This is a genomic window from Streptomyces sp. NPDC002640 (genome assembly GCF_053592575.1).
The window spans coordinates 173,772-190,299 of the sequence record NZ_JBSFVZ010000009.1; the positions used below are offsets into that span (position 1 = coordinate 173,772).

A 16,528-nucleotide genomic window follows, 5' to 3' on the forward strand; every position below is an offset into this window, starting at 1 on the left:
GAGTCCGGCCGAACCGGCTCACCCGAGCCGGGCCGACCCGCACGGGGCGGTTCCCCTCCCGGGCGATGCTCGTCCGGCCCCCGCGCGGCTTCCGGGGCGGCGGCATCCGGCGCGGCGGCGCCCGGCGCGGCGGCGCCCGGCGCGGCGGCGTCCCGTTCCGGTTTCGCGGGCTGGGGCGGGGTCATGCGGGCCTCCGGAGGGAGACGAGGTCGGTGAGTTCGCGGTCGGTGAGTTCGGTGAGGGCCGCCTCGCCGGAGCCCAGGATCGCGTCCGCGAGCGCCCGCTTCGCCTCCAGCATCTCGGCGATCCGGTCCTCCACCGTGCCCTCGGTGATCAGCCGGTGCACCTGCACCGGCTGGGTCTGCCCGATGCGGTAGGCGCGGTCGGTGGCCTGTTCCTCCACCGCCGGGTTCCACCAGCGGTCGAAGTGCACGACGTGTCCGGCCCGGGTGAGGTTGAGCCCGGTGCCGGCGGCCTTGAGGGAGAGCACCAGCACGGGGGTCGCGCCGTCCTGGAAGCGGTCGACCATGCGCTCGCGCTCGGGGACGGGCGTGCCCCCGTGGAGCATCTCGGCGGGGACGGAACGGGCGGCGAGGTGGTGGGTGATCAGGCGGGCCATGCCGACGTACTGGGTGAAGACCAGCATCGACCCGTCCTCGGCGAGGACCGTGTCCAGGAGCTCGTCGAGCAGGGCGAGCTTCCCGGAACGGTCGGCCCGCGTCCGGTCCGGGGAGAAGCCTTCCTTGAGGTACAGCGCGGGGTGGTCGCAGATCTGCTTGAGCGCGGTCAGCAGCTTCAGGACGAGGCCACGGCGGGCGATGCCCTCGCTGCCCTCGATGACCAGCATGGACTCGCGGACCACCGCCTCGTACAGCGACGCCTGTTCCCTGGTGAGCGGCACCGGGCGGTCCGTCTCCGTCTTCGGCGGGAGTTCCGGCACGATGCCCGGGTCGGACTTGCGGCGTCGCAGCAGGAACGGGCGGACCAGGCGGGCGAGCCGCTCGGCGGCCTCCGGGTCCTCCCCGCCCTCGACGGCGCGGGCGTGCCGGGCGCGGAAGGACTTCAGCGGGCCGAGGAGGCCCGGCGTGGTCCAGTCGAGGAGGGCCCACAGCTCGGAGAGGTTGTTCTCGACCGGGGTGCCGGTGAGGGCGACCCTGGCGGGCGTGGGGATGGTGCGCAGGGCGCGGGCGGTCGCCGAGTACGGGTTCTTGATGTGCTGCGCCTCGTCAGCGACGACCATGCCCCACTCCACTCCGGCCAGTTCCTCGGCGGCGGAGCGCATGGTGCCGTAGGTGGTGAGGACGAAGCCGCCGTCGACGTCGGCGAGGGTGCGGCCCGCGCCGTGGAAGCGGCGGACGGGCACTCCGGGGGCGAACCGCTGGACCTCGCGCTGCCAGTTGCCGAGCAGGGATGCAGGGCAGACCACCAGGGTGGGCCGCCCGGCGGGACCGCGTTCGGCGCGCCGGAGGTGGAGGGCGATCAGGGTGATGGTCTTGCCGAGCCCCATGTCGTCGGCGAGGCAGCCGCCGAGGCCGAGGGAGGTCATCAGGTCGAGCCAGGCCAGGCCCCGGAGCTGGTAGTCGCGCAGCTCGGCCCGCAGGCCGGCCGGCGGGGCCGCGGGCCGTGGCCCGGCGACCAGGCGGTCCCGGAGGGTGGCGAGGGCGCCGGACGGCACCGCCTCGACCGTCTCGCCGTCGACCTCGGCCGCGCCGGTGAGGGCGACGGCGAGGGCGTCGACGGGGTCGAGCAGCCCCAGGTCGCGCTTGCGGGCCTTGCGGACCAGCGCGGGGTCGACGACCACCCACCGGTCGCGCAGGCGCACCACGGGACGGTGGGCCTCGGCGAGGGCGTCCATCTCGGCCTCGGTGAGCGGTTCGCCGCCGAGGGCGAGCTGCCACTCGAAGCGGAGCAGGTCCTCGCTCTCGAAGAAGCCGGTGCCGTCGGTGGCCGAGCCCGGGGCGGAGCGGACCACGGCGGTGGCGGCGAGATCCTGGGCGAGATCGCGCGGCCAGTGGACGGTGACCCCGGCGGCGGCCAGCCGGGTGGCGGCGGCCCCGAGCAGGTCGGCGACCTCCTCCTCGCCGAGCGCCATCACGTCGGGCACGTCCTGTTCGGCGAGGCGTTCCAGCGGGGGCCAGACGCGGGCGGCGCGGCGGACGGCCAGGGCGGCGTCGATCCGGGCGCGGGGACCGAACGCGTCGGGGGCCTGGCCGGCCCAGAGGGCGGCGGCGTCGACCATCAGCGTGGGGTCGGCGAGGCTGTGCACCTGGACGACGGCCGCCCCCGCCCGGCGGGTCACGGCGCCGGCCGCGCCGCCGGTCCCGGCCGGGGCGGTGACGCCGTCGCGGGCGTCCTCGCTGTCGAACAGGCTGAAGGCGGAGAGGTCGAGGCGGAGCGAGATCCGCACGCCGGCGTCCATCCCGGAGGCGACCTCGGCGGCCCACTCGTGGGCACCGGGCAGGTGCTGGGCCTCGGGCGCGGCGAAGGGTCCGCCGACGGCGTGGGGGGCGGCGGGCGTGCGCGGCAGGGCGTCGGCCACGGCGTCCAGGAAGGCGCGGACCAGGGTCTCCGGGCCGGGCAACCGCAGCGGGGCGGGGCCGGGCAGCGGGTGGGCGTGGCCCTCCGGGGGCAGGGCGGCGGCGACCGCGCGCAGGTGCGCGGCGTCCTCCGGGTCCAGCGGGCCGGCCCGCCAGGCGTCGTACCCCTCGGCGGTGAGGCCGGGGAGGAGGCGGCCGCGGGCGACCAGCCGGAGCGCGTGCAGCGCGGCTGCGCCCCAGCAGGCGGTGGCCGGGTGGGCGGTGGGGTCGTGACGGGCACGGACCAGCAGGGGCAGGGCGGCCACGACCGGCAGGACCACCGCGGGGACGGTACGGCGGCGGACGCCCTGGCCGTGCGCCCGCACCACGGTGAGCTCGGTGGTGGTGGAGCCCCCGGGCGGCGGGTGTCCGGCCGGGTCCCAGAAGGCGACGCGGCCCTCGCGGGGAAGGGCGGAGGGGAGGAACACGGCGGCCAGGCGCGCCAGTGCGGTACCGCCGGTGTCGTTCATGCGCCTGTCCTCCTCGTCCTCGCTCGTCACTCCCGACTGTTTTCGACTCTACGTTCGGCTTCCGACAACGGGAGCGGCCGGGGCCTCCCCGGACGGACGGAGGGCCGCCCACGGCCCCGGAACGGGCGGCGAGCGGCCCTCTGCTGCCGACGACGTCGCAGGTCAGGGAGTTGTCCGGGAAACCACGTACACCATCGGGTTAGCCGGGTCCGACATGTTGACGACCACGTTCTGGGTGGGCAGCGGGTTCTCCTGGGTGCGGGTGAGCCCGTACCAGGGACCGGGCCCGCGGAACTCCCACCCGGCGGTGCGCCGGTCGCGCTCGCCGATGGCGATCTCGTCCTTCTTCAGGTCGTCGCGCGTGACGCCCATGGAGCGCAGGAAGGTGTCCAGGCCCGCCTCGGTGGTGAGGAACTGGACGTGCAGCCGGCTGGTGCGCCAGTTGTTGGTCTCGTACTGGGCGACCAGCTCGGCCGGGTGCGGGATGGGCACCTGGTAGATGCGGCGCTGCACCTTGGAGGGCCAGCCCCAGGTGAGGCCGGTGGCGGAGTAGCGCGCCTCCTTGTCCTTGCCGCTGTCCCGGCTCTGGGCTCCGGAGATCACCAGGTAGCCGGCCGGGATGCCGATGAGCAGCACGATGGTCAGCAGCGTCAGCGCACGCCGCCGGATCACCCGGCGCCGGGCCTCCCGGTCGTCGCCGGCCAGCAGCAGGGGGTCCTGGTGGGCGTATTTGCGGGACTGCTCGCCGTTCCCGCCGGGCCCAGGAGGTCGGACGTCGGTCACAGGCCGTCCCCGGAGGTGCGGGCGGCGGGGTCCGGGACGCGCTCGAAGCGCTCGTACCGCTCGGTGCGGCGGCGCTTGGCGCGGCGGAAACGCCGGGCGACCAGGCGGGACAGGTCGGCGGCGCCCACCATGCCGGCCTCGGGGCCGAGCTGGGCGCGCGCGATGCGGGCCTCGGGGCGGTAGCCGCGACCGGTGAGGTGCCGCCGGAAGGCGTCCCGGGCGGGACCGATCAGCAGGTCGTCGGCGGCCGAGACGCCGCCGCCGATCACGAAGCAGGACGGGTCCAGGGCGGCCGCCAGGTTGGCGATGCCGACGCCCAGCCACTGGCCGATGTCCTGGAGCAGTTCGACGCACATGGCGTCGCCCTCGCGGGCCAGCTCGGTGATCATCGGACCGGTGATGGCGGAGATGTCGCCCTTGACGTGCTCGATGATGCCGAACGCGACCGGCGAGTCCGCGGCGGCCAGCTCGCGGGCCTCGCGGACCAGGGCGTTGCCGGAGCTGTACTGCTCCCAGCAGCCGCGGTTGCCGCAGGGGCAGCGGTGGCCGCCGGGGACGACCTGCATGTGGCCGAACTCGCCGGCCACCCCGAACTTGCCGCGCTTGACGCGCCCCTCCTCGAGGATGGCGCCGCCGATGCCGGTGCCGAGCGTGATCATGACGAGGTGGTCCTCGCCCTTGCCGGCGCCGAACCGCCACTCGGCCCAGGCGGCCGCGTTGGCGTCGTTGTCGACCAGCACGGGCACCGCGAGCCGCTCCGCCAGCCGGTCGCGCAGCGGTTCGTTGCGCCAGGACAGGTGCGGGGCGAACAGGACCCGGTTCATGTCGGCGTCGATCCAGCCGGCCGCGCCGATGCCGACGGCGTGCACGTCGTGCCGGTCGGAGAGGTCCAGCACCAGTTCGGCGATGGTGTCCTCGACGACCTTGGGGCTCTTGGACTTGTCCGGGGTCTCGGCCCGGAGCTTCTCCAGGATGTTGCCGTCGGCGTCGACGACGCCGGCCATCACCTTGGTACCGCCGATGTCGATGCCGACCGTGGGCACGCGGGGCGCCGACAGGTGCGAACGGCGCTCCCGGGAACCCACCGTTCTCAGGACGGGGGCACGGCGCGAGCCGATCGGGGCTCCGGCCGTCCTGGCCGGGTTCAGCGCCCGGGGCAGTGCGAGGTCGCGGTAGGTGCTCATCGCGCCGATTCTGCCTCAATCCGGTGAGCCGCCGCATGGCGGCGCCCCACCCGGCCCGTCCGTGCCGTCCGGCCCGTGTGTCCCGCGGCCCGGGCCGGAGCCGTCCCCGCTGTCGTCGCGCTCACGACCGCGGCCGCTCCTCGTCCGCCTCGGTGGCCCCGAGGGGAGCGGCCGGTTCCGCGCGCTCCAACTCGTGGCGCAGGTCGTCCAGCTCGTCCCCGCCGGCCATCTGCCGGGTCAGCTCGTCGAGGGTGATGCCGTCGCGGGTGTGGTGGCCCGCCATGGTGCCCCGCTTGAGCAGGACGAACCGGTCGCCGACCAGGTAGGCGTGGTGCGGGTTGTGGGTGATGAACACAACAGCCAGTCCGGCGTCACGGGCGGCGGCCACGTATTTGAGGACCACACCCGACTGCTTGACGCCCAGGGCGGCGGTCGGCTCGTCGAGGACCAGCACCTTGGCGCCGAAGTACACGGCCCGGGCGATGGCCACGCACTGGCGCTCGCCGCCGGAGAGGGTCCCGATGGGCTGGTCCACGTCGCGCAGGTCGATGCCCATGCGCAGCAGTTCGGCGTGGGTGGTGCGGCGCATGAGGTCGACGTCCATGCGCCGGAACGGGCCGCGGCCCGTGGTGGGCTCCGAGCCGAGGAAGAAGTTCCGCCAGACCGGCATCAGCGGGACGACCGCCAGGTCCTGGTAGACGGTGGCGATCCCGCGGTCCAGTGCCTGGCGCGGGCCGGCCAGGGTGGTCTCCTCGCCGTCGATGCGGAAGGTGCCCGCGTCGTGGCCGTGCAGGCCGGAGATGATCTTGATCAGGGTGGACTTGCCCGCGCCGTTGTCGCCCAGCACGCAGGTGATCTCGCCCGCGTGGGCCTCGAGGGAGACGCCCTCCAGGGCGCGGACGTTGCCGTAGTACTTGCTGACGCGCTCCAGCTCGACCAGCGGGGCCGCCCCGGGGGTCTGCTCGGCGGTCGGTTCGGTCGCCGTGGTCACGTGGTCGCCTCCGCGCGCTTGCGGACCCAGTGGTTGAGCAGGGTCGCCAGGAGCAGCATCGCTCCGAGGAAGAACTTGAACCAGTCGGGGTCCCACTCGGCGAACACGATGCCCTTGCTGGTCATGCCGAAGATGAGCGCGCCGACCGCCGAGCCGACGGCGGAGCCGTAGCCGCCGGTGATCAGGCAGCCGCCGATGACCGCCGCGATGATGTAGATCAGCTCGTTGCCGACGCCCTCGCCGGACTGGACGACGTCGTAGCTGAAGAGCAGGTGCTGGCCGGAGATCCAGGCGGCCAGGCCCACGCCCATGTAGAGGCCGATCTTGGTGGCCCGCACCGGCACGCCCACCGCCCGGGCCGCCGTCTCGTTGCCGCCGACGGCGAAGATCCAGTTGCCCACGCGGGTGCGCAGCAGGATCCAGGAGGCGACGGCGATCAGCAGCAGCCACCAGAGGATCGTGATCTTGAAGTCGATCCCGCCGACGGTGAAGGTGGAGGCGAAGACCGCCTTGGCCTGGTCGAAGCCGTCCATGTCGGCGATCGTCCTGGTGGAGACCGTGCCGCTGATCAGCTTGGTGAAGCCCAGGTTCATGCCGATGAGCATCAGGTAGGTGCCCAGCGTGATGATGAAGCTGGGCAGCTTGGTGCGGGTCAGCATGAACCCGTTGAAGGCCCCGACGCCCAGCGTGACCAGCAGCGAGACGCCGACGCCGACCCAGACGTTGGCCGTCATCCGGTAGCTGAACATCGACGAGATCAGCGCGGACGTGGTGACCAGCACGCCGGCGGAGAGGTCGAACTCGCCGCCGATCATGAGGAGCGCCACGGGCACGGCCATGATGCCGATGGTGGACGCGGCGTACAGGACGGTGCTGAGGCTGGAGCCGCGCAGGAAGCTATCGGCGACGACGGCGAAGAAGACGAAGACGGCGACCGCGCCGACCACCGCGCCCAGCTCGGGTCTGCCGAGCAGCCGTCGCAGGGGCGAGGTGCGCAGCAGCCGTTCGTCCGCCGTGGCGGCCGCGGCCGGTGCGGTGGTGCTCATCGGGTGCCTCGTTCCGCGTACTCGGCCAGCTCGCCGGCCTGCTCCTCGGTGACGATCTGCGGGCCGGTCAGCACGGGCTCGCCACCACCGAGCACGTCGGCGTTGTACTTGTACAGCCACAGCAGGTCGACGGCCTGGTAGCCCTGCAGGTAGGGCTGCTGGTCGACGGCGAAGCCGAGGGTGCCGTCCGCGAGGCCGGCGGCCACCTTGGCGTTGAGGTCGAAGGTGTCGATCTCGGCCTTGCTGCCGGTCTCCTCCTTCGCCTTCGCCGCGGTGTCCGCGAAGGGGGCGCCCAGGGTGACGATCGCGTCGACCTGCTTGTCGGTCTGCAGCTTGGCCCCGATGGACGCCTGCACGTCGGGCATGTTGGTGCCCTCGACGTACAGGTTCTCGACCTTGCCGTCGAAGGTCTCCTTGATGCCGTCGCAGCGCTGCTCGTGGCCGACGTTGCCCTGCTCGTGCAGGATGCAGAGCGCCTTCTTCTTCCCGCGGGCGTTGAGCTCCTCGCCGACGGCGCGGCCGGCCACGGTCTCGTCCTGGCCGATGTGGGTGAGGGCGCCGAAGTCCTTGGAGACGTCCGAACCGGAGTTCACCGTGATCACCGGGATGCCGGCCTTCACGGCGCGGGCCACGGCGGCCTTCATCGCCTCCGGCTTGGCAAGGGTGACGATGATGCCGTCGACCCTCTTGTCCACGGCGGCGTCCACCAACTGGGCCTGCTGCTGCGCCTCGGCGTCGTGGGAGTAGAGGAAGTTGATGTTGTCCTTCACGGCGGCCTGCTCGGCGCCGTTCTGGACGATGTCCCAGAAGGTGTCGCCGTCACCGGAGTGGGTGATCATGGCGAAGGTCCAGCGGGGGGTGTTCACCGCCGCCTTCCCCTGGGCGGCCGAGGCCTTCCGGGCGTCCTCGGCGCGCTTGCCGCCGGTGCTGCTGCAGCCCGCGACCGAGACGCAGAGCGCCCCCGCCACCGCGATACCCACCCAGGTCCGAAACCGTCCCACGAGGCCTGACCTACTTCCTTCTCGGCTTCCGCGGATCCTTTCCGCGCTTCCCGGCTCGGGGGTGACGGCCACCGGCCATCACCCCCGAACGCAGCATTATCGAACATCCGGGGGGCGGGAAGGTCGGCGGGGTGACGCGTGGCGGCGACGACGGACGGGGATGCGAGATGCGTCACTCCGCCCGTCGGAGCCCCGGCTCGCGTGCTCCACGGCGCGCTGCGCGGCCCCCGCACCGGGCGCCTGAGGCCCCGCCGCCCCGCGCGACGGGCGACACGGACCAGCGCCACGAGCCCGACCCGCCGCCACGTGAGGGACGCGACGGCGCGGCCTGCCGCCGCGGGCGCGGGCCCGGTCCGCCGGGCGGTGACCCGCGAGGCCCCGGGCCGCCCGGCGGTTCTCGGCAACCCCGGCCAGCCGGGCAGCCGGGCGGCCGGCCGCGGCGGCGGGTACGTGCGGGGGCGTCGCCCTACCCCGCGCGGTGGCGGGGGGCGGGGTGGTGGCTCGGAGTGGGGCGCGGGCGGCCGGCGGCAGGTAGGTGCTGGTCGACGGCGGGAAGGTGTGCCCCGCCACCACGTTCCGCCCCCCGTCGGGGGGCGAGGGACGCGCCCGGTCGGGGGAAGTGGAACCGCATGTCCGGTCAAACGGACATGCGCTTTGACATCGCGTCAGGCGAAGACCAAGTTGTGTCCTCATGCGCATCGGAGTCATCGGTACGGGACGGATCGGGGCCCTGCACGCCCATGTCCTCAGCCGTCACAGTGAGGTGGGGTCCCTCGTCGTCACCGACACGGACCAGGGCCGGGCCCACGAGATCGGCCAGCGGTTGGGGGCGACGGTGGCGCCCGGTGTGAACGAGGTCTTCAACTGGGGCGTCGACGCGGTGGTGATCACCGCGGCGACCTCGGCGCACTCCGACCTGATCCGGCGCGCGGCCCGCTACGGCCTGCCCGCGTTCTGCGAGAAGCCCATAGCGCTGGACCTGCGCTCCACGCTGGAGGCCATCGCCGACGTGGAGGCGGCGGGCACCGTGCTGCAGATGGGCTTCCAGCGCCGGTTCGACGCCGCCCACGTCGCCGCCCAGGAGGCGGTGTGGAGCGGCCGGCTGGGGCGGCTGCACACGGTGAGGGCGCTGTCGTCCGAGCCCGCGCCGCCGCCCGCCGAGCACCTGGCGCTGTCCGGCGGTCTCTACCGGGACGTGCTGATCCACGACTTCGACACGCTGCGCTGGGTCACCGGCCGGGAGGTGGCCGAGGTGTACGCCGCCGGGTCGGCCGCCGGTCCCGAGATGTTCCGGGCCGCCGGAGAGGTCGACACGGGTGCCGTGCTGATCACCCTGGAGGACGGCACGCTCGCCACCGTGACCGGGACCCGGCTCAACGGCTCGGGCTACGACCAGCGGATGGAGCTGGCCGGGGAGCTGGACCAGATGGTGGTGGGCCTGGACGAGCGGACGCCGTTCTTCTCCGCGGGGCCGGGCGGGCCGGTCGCCGCGGAGAAGCCGTGGTCCGGTTTCCTGGAGCGGTTCGCCCCGGCGTACCAGGCCGAGCTGTACACCTTCCTGGACGTGGTGCGGGGCGCGCGGCCCAACCCGTGCGACGGCCGGCAGGCGCTGGAGGCGCTCAGGATCGCGGAGGCGTGCGAGCTGTCCCGCCGCGAGCGCCGGCCCGTGCACATGGGCGAGATCCCGCAGAGCCTGTACTGACCACCGGGCCGGGCGACGTGCCGGTCGCCCGGCGCACCACCGCGTCCCCGTCGGGTCACCACCGCAGGGGCAGGCTGCGCAGGCCGCGGACGAGCACGCCGGGCAGCCACTCGCCGGGCGGGCCGTCGAGGGCGAGCCCGGGGGCCCGCCGCAGCAGGGAGCCGATGGCGATGCGGGCCTCCAGCCGGGCCAGCGGCGCGCCCAGGCAGAAGTGGATACCGTGCCCGAAGGCCAGGTGGCCCGTGTTCCGGCGGCGTATGTCGAAGCGGTGCGGGTCGGCGTGCCGGGCGGGGTCGCGGTTGGCCGCCGTGAGGCCGATCATCACCTGCTCGCCGCGCTCGACCCGGACGCCGCCCAGCTCCAGCGGCTCGGCGGCGAACCGGAAGGTGGCCGTCTCCACCGGGCCCTCGAAGCGGAGCGTCTCCTCCACGGCGCCGTCCAGCAGCGACATGTCGGCGCGGAGCAGCGCCAGTTGGTCGGGGTGGGTGAGCAGGGCGTGGACCGCGCCGGTGATCAGGTTGACCGTGGTCTCGTGGCCGGCCAGCAGCAGCAGGAAGGACATGCCGACGAGTTCACGCTGCGAGAGGCGGTCGTGGTCCCCCGCGGCCGGGTGGACGAGCCGGCTCAGGAGGTCGTCGCCCGGACCGGCGCACCGCTTGTCCTCCACGAGTTCGGTGAGGTACTCGGTGAACGCCGTGGCCGCCTTCAGCCCGTCGGCGCCGGTGGCGGGGGCGACGGCGTCGGTGGAGATGGCGCGGAACTTCGCGCGCTGTTCCTCGGGGACACCGAGCAGTTCGCAGATCACCGCCATGGGCAGCGGGTAGGAGAGCGACTCGACCAGGTCGCCGCGGCCGGCGGGGAGCATCCGGTCGAGCAGTCCGTCGGTGATCTCCTGGATCCTCGGGCGCAGCGCCTCGACCCGGCGGGGCGTGAACGCCTTGGAGACCAGTTGCCGGAGCCGGGTGTGGTCGGGCGGGTCGGCGAAGAGCAGGTGCTTGCCGATGGGATCCGCCTCGAAGCCGCCGCCCAGCTTCTCCGGGTCCTTGGCGAGGCGCGGGTCGCCGAGCGCGGCGCGCGCCTCCTGATGGCCGACGACCAGCCAGGTCTCGTACTCGTCGGGCGGGGGCAGCAGCACCCGGTGCACCGGCCCGTCGCGCCTCAGCTCCGCGTAGACCGGATGCGGGTCCGCGCGGAAGCCGTCGCCGTACCGCCGTAGGTCCACCACGTCGGCCATGGGATCCCCCTGTCCGTCCCCTGGGGGACGCCCTGTCCCCCACTCCCGCAACGGGCGGGGCGCGCGGCGGGTTCCGGCTCCGGCGTGTCGCGGCCCGGTACCGCCCGGCGGCCGGGCGCCTGGCGGGGCGCCGAGCCCGGCAGGGCGCCTCGCCCCGTTGGCCGCCGAGCCCGGCAGGCCGCCTCGCCCGGCAGGCCGCCTCGCCCGGCAGGCCGCCTCGCCCGGCAGGCCGCCTCGCCCGGCAGGGCGCCTCGCCCGGTGGGGCGCCGAGCCCGGCAGGGCGCCTCGCCCGGTGGGACGCGGAGGCTGGTGAGCCGCCGTCAGCCGCCCAGTTCGCGGAGCCGGACGGTGAGTGCCTGGAGGCCCGCCGGGGTGAGGGCTCCGTGCAGGCGCAGCCGGGAGACGCCCCCGTCGGGGTACACGTCGAGCCGGGCGTGGGTACCGGTGGCGGCCGCGGGCAGCACGAACCGGTGGTTGGTGTCCGGCTGCAGGCGGGTGCGGGGGACGACCTCGGTCCACGCGCCCGCGTCGCCGTCCCTGAGCGACACCGACGCCCAGCCCGCGCTGTTGCCCTTGAGGCAGGCGGTGTCGATCTCGACGGCCGTGACCGAGGCCTGGGCGGCGAGCCGGTAGGTGATCCAGTCGTGGCCGCGGTCGCGTCGCCGCCTGGTCTCCCAGCCCTCGTCCATCCGGGCCGACCGGCCGGGCAGGATGGTGTGCGAGGCCGGGGAGTAGAAGCGGTCCGAGGCGTCCTCCACCGTGCCGCCGTTGGCGAGGGCCACGACGTCCAGGACGCCCAGGGCCGCCGCCCACGCGGGGTCGGGCACCACCTCGCCGTGGACCCGGAGCCGGGCGATGCCCCCGTCCGGGTACTGGCGGACCCTCAGGTGGGTGAGGCGGCGTTCCGCCGTCACCTCGAAGCCGTTGGCCGCGTGTCCACCGACCTCGGTGCGGGGCACCAGCGGAGTCCACTTCACGTCGTCGGCGAGCAGTTCCTCCGGTGACGGCGTGCCCGGAACGGCGGTGCCCTCGACGGAGACCGCCTGGGGGTGGTTGCCGCGGAAGTGGGCGGTGTCGACGACGATGCCGCGCACCACGCCGGGGGCTCCGAGGCGGACGAGCGCCCAGTCGTGGTCGTCGTCGGCCGGCCACGGGTCGGCCGCGGTGGCGCCGCGCCTGCGGCGGGTCTCCCAGCCGTCCATCACCTTGCCCTTGTGGCCGAAGGTCTCCGGCTCGAAGACGGCCGGTCCGGGGAGCAGCAGGTTCTCCCGCGGGGCGAAGAACTCGTCGTTGGCGGCGATCACCGCTCCGCCGAGCCGGCGGTCGGCGAGGTCGGGCAGGGCTGCGAAGGGGAACGGGGCCGTGCGGTGGTCGGCGTACGGGTCGCCGCCGCGGTAGGGCTGGGCGGGGCCGGTGAAGCGGGGGATCGCCGTCACGGGTGGGTGTCCTGCCTTTCGGGGTGGGGCCGGCGGTCCGGCGTGGTCGGCGGGTGGCGTCCCCCGGCCGACGGCGGAAGGGGCCGGCCGGAGGGACGGCCTCGGGAACGGCCGGAGGGATTCGGCCGCAGGGGTCAGCGGTGCAGCAGGCGGCCGGACGGTTCGGTGAACGCGCCGTCCAGGTAGATCCTCCGCCCGCGCAGCCAGGTGGCGCGGACGACGCCCTGGAGGGTGCGGCCCGCGTAGGCGGTGACGGGGTTGCGGTGGTGGAGCCCGGCGGGGTCGACGGTGAACGAGGCGTCCGGGTCGAAGACCACGAGGTCGGCGTCGCGGCCGGGGGCGACGGCGCCCTTCCGGTCCAGCCCGGCGAGGGCGGCGGTGCCCTCGGCCATCCAGCGCACGACGTCCCGCAGGCCGTGTCCGCGGCGGCGGGCCTCGGTCCAGACGGCGGGCAGGCTGAGCTGGAGTCCGGAGATGCCGCCCCAGGCGGTGGCGAAGTCCTTGGTCTTGAGGTCGGCGGTGGACGGGGAGTGGTCGGTGACGACGCAGTCGATCACGCCGTCGACGAGCCCCTTCCAGAGCAGGTCCTGGTTGGCGGCCTCCCGGATGGGCGGGCAGCACTTGAACTCGCTGGCGCCGTCGGGGACTTCCTCGGCGGTCAGGGTGAGGTAGTGCGGGCAGGTCTCGACGGTGACGCGCACGCCGTCGGCCCGCGCCCGCGCGATCAGCGGGAGCGCGTCGCAGGAGGAGAGGTGCAGGATGTGCACCCGCGTGCCGTGCTCCCGTGCCAGGCCGAGGACCAGGGCGATCGCGCCGTCCTCGGCGTGCCGGGGCCGGGAGGCCAGGAAGTCGGCGTACCGGGGGCCGCCGCGCTGGGGGGCCTCGGCGAGGCGGTGGGGATCCTCGGCGTGCAGGATCAGCAGCCCGTCGAACGCGGCGATCTCCGCCATGGCGCGGGCCAGTTGCCGCGCGTCCAGTTCGGGGAACTCCTCGACGCCGGACGGCGAGAGGAAGGCCTTGAACCCGAAGACGCCGGCCTCGTGGAGCGGGCGGAGCCGTCCGCCGTTGTCCGGGACGGCGCCGCCCCAGAACCCCACGTCCACGTGGACCCGGCCGCGCGCCGCGGTCCGCTTGACCTCGAGGTGGTCCGTGGTGGTGGTCGGCGGAAGGGAGTTGAGGGGCATGTCGACCAGGGTGGTGATCCCGCCGGCCGCCGCGGCGCGGGTGGCGGACCGGAAGCCCTCCCAGTGCTCCCTGCCGGGGTCGTTGACGTGGACGTGGGTGTCGACCAGTCCGGGCAGCACCACCAGGTCCCCGACGTCCTCGAGTCCGGCTCCCGCCGGGACGGGGGCGTCGTGGTCGAGGACCGCGTCGATGACGCCCTCGGTGACGACGACGGAGGCGGGGCGGATGCCGCCCGGGGTGACCACGCGGGTGGAGCGCACCACCCGATTCCCGCTGTGATCCGGCAGTTCGGCCTCGGGCACGAGGACGGCCCTCCTCTGGCTTCAACGATTTGTTGAAGGATTCCCCTCTGGCATTCCCGCGTCAAGAGCGACCTGGCCGGACGCCCGTTCGGTCGGCTGGGGCTACGCTTCCCCCGTTCCAGCCTCAGGCCGAAAGGACCACGCCCGTGCCGACGCCCAGCTCCCCGAGTGGATCGGTCCAGTCCCTCGAGCGCGCCTTCGACCTGCTCGAGCGGATGGCGGACGCGGGCGGCGAGGTGGGCCTGAGCGAACTGGCGGCGGGCAGCGGGTTGCCGCTGCCGACCATCCACCGGCTGATGCGCACGCTGGTGACGTGCGGGTACGCCCGCCAGCAGCCGAGCCGCCGCTACGCGCTGGGGCCCCGGCTGATCCGGCTGGGCGAGTCCGCCTCACGGCTGCTGGGGTCGTGGGCGCGGCCGTACCTGGCGCGGCTGGTCGACGAGACCGGCGAGACCGCCAACATGGCGCTGCTGGACGGCGACGAGGCGGTGTACGTGGCGCAGGTCCCGTCCCGGCACTCGATGCGGATGTTCACGGAGGTCGGGCGCCGGGTGCTCCCGCACTCCACCGGCGTGGGCAAGGCGCTGCTGGCGGACTCCTCGCCGGAGGAGGTGCGCGCGTTGCTGGCCCGGACCGGGATGCCGGCGGCCACGGACCGGACCATCACCACGCCGGACGCGTTCCTGGCGGCACTGGAGGAGGTCCGGCGGAACGGGTACGCGGTGGACGACAACGAGCAGGAACTGGGCGTGCGGTGCCTGGCCGTGGTGGTGCCGGGGTCACCGACGCGGGCGGCACTGTCGGTCTCGGGGCCCGCGGGACGGGTCACCGACGAGGCGACGGCGCGGATCGTGCCGGTGCTGCGGGCGGTCGCGGCGGAACTCGGCGAAACCCTCCAGGGCGCCGCCCCCACAGCCTGACGAGCCGCCGCGCTTTCACGGGCCTTGCCTGGCCGGCGCGCGCCAACCCCGGGTGAGCCGCCCGTCTCCGCAGGAGCCGCCCCGGGTGCTCCGTGACGTCCACGCGGCTTCCGATCGCTGGTCACGTCCGCACGACCAATCCGACGGTCACGTCTCCGAGGCCGCGGCCGGACCGCCGCACCCGCACTGCGCGGTGGCCGTCAGTCACTGCCGAGTGGCCAAGTGACGGGCAGTCGATGTCGCACGCACACCGCGGGACAGCCCGGCGAGCAGCACCCCCGCCCGCGGACAGCCCGGCGAGCAGCACTCCCAGCCGCGCCCGCGACCGGGCCCGCGAACCCGCCCCGAGGCCGCGCCGGTGCGGGACGACCGCCCCTCGCGGCAGCCGCAGAACGGGACGGGCCGTCAGACCGCCGGGGCCGGGGAGTCGAACTCCTCCACCGCGCGGCGGACCTCGCCCATCCCGCCGGCCAGCGCGGAGACGGACCCGACCGCTCCGGCGATCAGCAGCAGCGAGCGCCGCAGCCGCGCGGGGTCGGGCAGCGGCTCCGCCGCCAGCGCGGCGAGACCCGCGATCTCCTCCTCGGCCACCGCCCGGTCGGTGAACTCCACCCGGTAGGACGCCAGTTCACGCCCCAGCCGGGCAACCGCGGCCCGCAGGCCCGTCACCCGCGGGTCCTCACCCCGACCTTCGGCCGGCGGACGTTCCAAGCTCCGCAGCACCGCACTCCCCCTCACGTCGTCGGCCGGGCACCGTGTGTCGCACGTCGACTCCCCTGGGAACCAGGGGCACGAGCCGGCTCGCGGATCATGCTCTCCCTCATGCGCAACCCCTCCCGCCCACGGCGCTGGTCGGGCGCTGCGGAGGCGGGGGAGCCAGTAAACGCCACCCCGTGGCGGTCGCGCCACTCCATGGCGACAAATTCCACCCATAGGGTTCACTCCAGGCAACGAAACTGCCGGTCGTCCACAGCCCCACGACGCCGTTCTTCCAGGTCAGGTATGCAGGACCCATGACAACACCTGTGAGGCACGCGACCACCCCCGGGATCGCCGGTCTGCTGCTCGCCGCGGGCGGCGGGCGGCGCCTCGGCGGGCGCCCCAAGGCCCTGCTGGAACACGACGGTGCCCTGCTGGTCGAGCGGGCCTCCGCCGCCCTGCGCACGGGCGGCTGCGCGCGCGTCCACGTGGTGCTCGGCGCCGGCGCCGACCGGGTGCGCGAACGGGCCCGGCTGCCCGGCTGCGTGCTGGTGGACAACCCCGACTGGGAGCGGGGCATGGGCTCCTCGCTGCGGGCTGGTCTGGCCTCGCTGGAGGGCAGCGGGTCCCGGGCCGCGCTGGTGCTGCTGGTGGACCAGCCCGGGATCGGCGAGGAGGCCGTGCGGAGGGTGGCGGAGGCCGGCCTGGCCCGGGGTCCGGACCGTCTTCCCGCCGCCCTGGTGTCGGCGGCGTACGCGGGCGTGCGCGGACATCCGGTGCTGTTCGGCGCCGCGCACTGGCCGGGGATCACCGCGCGTGCGGAGGGCGACCAGGGGGCACGCGGTTACCTGAGGACGCGTCAGGCGGAGATCGCGCTGGTGGAGTGCGCGGACGTGGCCGACCCGTACGACGTCGACACCCCGGCGGATCTGGCCCGTCTGCGCCCGGGGCGTTGAACTCCCCTTTCCACCATGAGGAAACTGGTGTCCACTGTCCAGA

At 74.5% G+C, this 16,528-nt stretch carries 13 protein-coding genes; 3 read left to right on the plus strand and 10 right to left on the minus strand.

Annotated features, from left to right (window positions below; genetic code table 11):
* Positions 1-181: 181 nt before the first annotated feature.
* From ACWD3O_RS14740 to ACWD3O_RS14765, 6 genes are all read right to left on the minus strand, one after another.
* Positions 182-3,046: a DEAD/DEAH box helicase gene (locus ACWD3O_RS14740; RefSeq protein ID WP_451416094.1), complete on the minus strand. Its 2,865-nt coding sequence runs from the start codon at positions 3,044-3,046 to the stop codon at positions 182-184.
* A gap of 162 nt (positions 3,047-3,208) precedes the next feature.
* Positions 3,209-3,757: a sugar kinase gene (locus tag ACWD3O_RS14745; RefSeq protein WP_451411434.1), complete on the minus strand. Its 549-nt coding sequence runs from the start codon at positions 3,755-3,757 to the stop codon at positions 3,209-3,211.
* 68 nt (positions 3,758-3,825) lie between these two features.
* Positions 3,826-5,013: an ROK family glucokinase gene (locus tag ACWD3O_RS14750; RefSeq protein WP_451411405.1), complete on the minus strand. Its 1,188-nt coding sequence runs from the start codon at positions 5,011-5,013 to the stop codon at positions 3,826-3,828.
* Between the two features lie 121 nt (positions 5,014-5,134).
* Positions 5,135-6,004: an ATP-binding cassette domain-containing protein gene (locus ACWD3O_RS14755; RefSeq protein WP_451416095.1), complete on the minus strand. Its 870-nt coding sequence runs from the start codon at positions 6,002-6,004 to the stop codon at positions 5,135-5,137.
* Positions 6,001-7,050: an ABC transporter permease gene (locus ACWD3O_RS14760; protein ID WP_451416096.1), complete on the minus strand. Its 1,050-nt coding sequence runs from the start codon at positions 7,048-7,050 to the stop codon at positions 6,001-6,003. Before ACWD3O_RS14760 ends, ACWD3O_RS14755 begins: the two co-directional genes overlap by 4 nt.
* Complete coding sequence (locus ACWD3O_RS14765) at positions 7,047-8,051, minus strand: sugar ABC transporter substrate-binding protein (protein ID WP_451416097.1); 1,005 nt, start codon at positions 8,049-8,051, stop codon at positions 7,047-7,049. The genes ACWD3O_RS14760 and ACWD3O_RS14765 overlap by 4 nt, the downstream gene beginning before the upstream one ends.
* 691 nt (positions 8,052-8,742) lie before the next feature.
* Between ACWD3O_RS14765 and ACWD3O_RS14770 the strand changes: the two genes are divergently transcribed.
* Positions 8,743-9,753 (plus strand): Gfo/Idh/MocA family protein, encoded by a 1,011-nt coding sequence (locus ACWD3O_RS14770; RefSeq protein ID WP_451411409.1) that lies wholly within the window; start codon positions 8,743-8,745, stop codon positions 9,751-9,753.
* Between the two features lie 55 nt (positions 9,754-9,808).
* Here the strand turns inward: ACWD3O_RS14770 and ACWD3O_RS14775 are convergent, their stop codons facing one another.
* The 3 genes from ACWD3O_RS14775 to allB form a co-directional block, all read right to left on the minus strand.
* Positions 9,809-10,987: a cytochrome P450 family protein gene (locus ACWD3O_RS14775; protein WP_451416098.1), complete on the minus strand. Its 1,179-nt coding sequence runs from the start codon at positions 10,985-10,987 to the stop codon at positions 9,809-9,811.
* A gap of 320 nt (positions 10,988-11,307) precedes the next feature.
* Positions 11,308-12,423 (minus strand): allantoicase, encoded by a 1,116-nt coding sequence (gene alc / locus ACWD3O_RS14780; RefSeq protein WP_451416099.1) that lies wholly within the window; start codon positions 12,421-12,423, stop codon positions 11,308-11,310.
* Positions 12,424-12,557: 134 nt separating this feature from the next.
* Positions 12,558-13,910, minus strand: a complete 1,353-nt coding sequence (gene allB, locus ACWD3O_RS14785) for an allantoinase AllB (RefSeq protein WP_451411412.1) — start codon at positions 13,908-13,910, stop codon at positions 12,558-12,560.
* 146 nt (positions 13,911-14,056) lie between these two features.
* On the opposite strand from allB, the gene ACWD3O_RS14790 reads away from it, so the two are divergent.
* Positions 14,057-14,830, plus strand: coding sequence for an IclR family transcriptional regulator (locus ACWD3O_RS14790; protein WP_451411413.1), 774 nt, complete (start codon positions 14,057-14,059; stop codon positions 14,828-14,830).
* Between the two features lie 405 nt (positions 14,831-15,235).
* Here the strand turns inward: ACWD3O_RS14790 and ACWD3O_RS14795 are convergent, their stop codons facing one another.
* On the minus strand, positions 15,236-15,553 hold the full coding sequence (locus tag ACWD3O_RS14795) for a DUF5955 family protein (RefSeq protein ID WP_451411414.1): 318 nt from the start codon (positions 15,551-15,553) through the stop codon (positions 15,236-15,238).
* A gap of 290 nt (positions 15,554-15,843) precedes the next feature.
* Between ACWD3O_RS14795 and ACWD3O_RS14800 the strand changes: the two genes are divergently transcribed.
* Positions 15,844-16,485, plus strand: a complete 642-nt coding sequence (locus tag ACWD3O_RS14800; protein WP_451416100.1) for a nucleotidyltransferase family protein — start codon at positions 15,844-15,846, stop codon at positions 16,483-16,485.
* Positions 16,486-16,528 lie beyond the last annotated feature (43 nt).

Bases quoted from the DNA above. Each gene is read 5' to 3' on its own strand.
- ACWD3O_RS14740 (WP_451416094.1), bottom strand. From the start codon at position 3,046: ATGAACGACACCGGCGGTACCGCACTGGCGCGCCTGGCCGCCGTGTTC.
- ACWD3O_RS14800 (WP_451416100.1), top strand. From the start codon at position 15,844: ATGACAACACCTGTGAGGCACGCGACCACCCCCGGGATCGCCGGTCTG.
- ACWD3O_RS14750 (WP_451411405.1), bottom strand. From the start codon at position 5,013: ATGAGCACCTACCGCGACCTCGCACTGCCCCGGGCGCTGAACCCGGCC.
- ACWD3O_RS14770 (WP_451411409.1), top strand. From the start codon at position 8,743: ATGCGCATCGGAGTCATCGGTACGGGACGGATCGGGGCCCTGCACGCC.
- ACWD3O_RS14760 (WP_451416096.1), bottom strand. From the start codon at position 7,050: ATGAGCACCACCGCACCGGCCGCGGCCGCCACGGCGGACGAACGGCTG.
- ACWD3O_RS14775 (WP_451416098.1), bottom strand. From the start codon at position 10,987: ATGGCCGACGTGGTGGACCTACGGCGGTACGGCGACGGCTTCCGCGCG.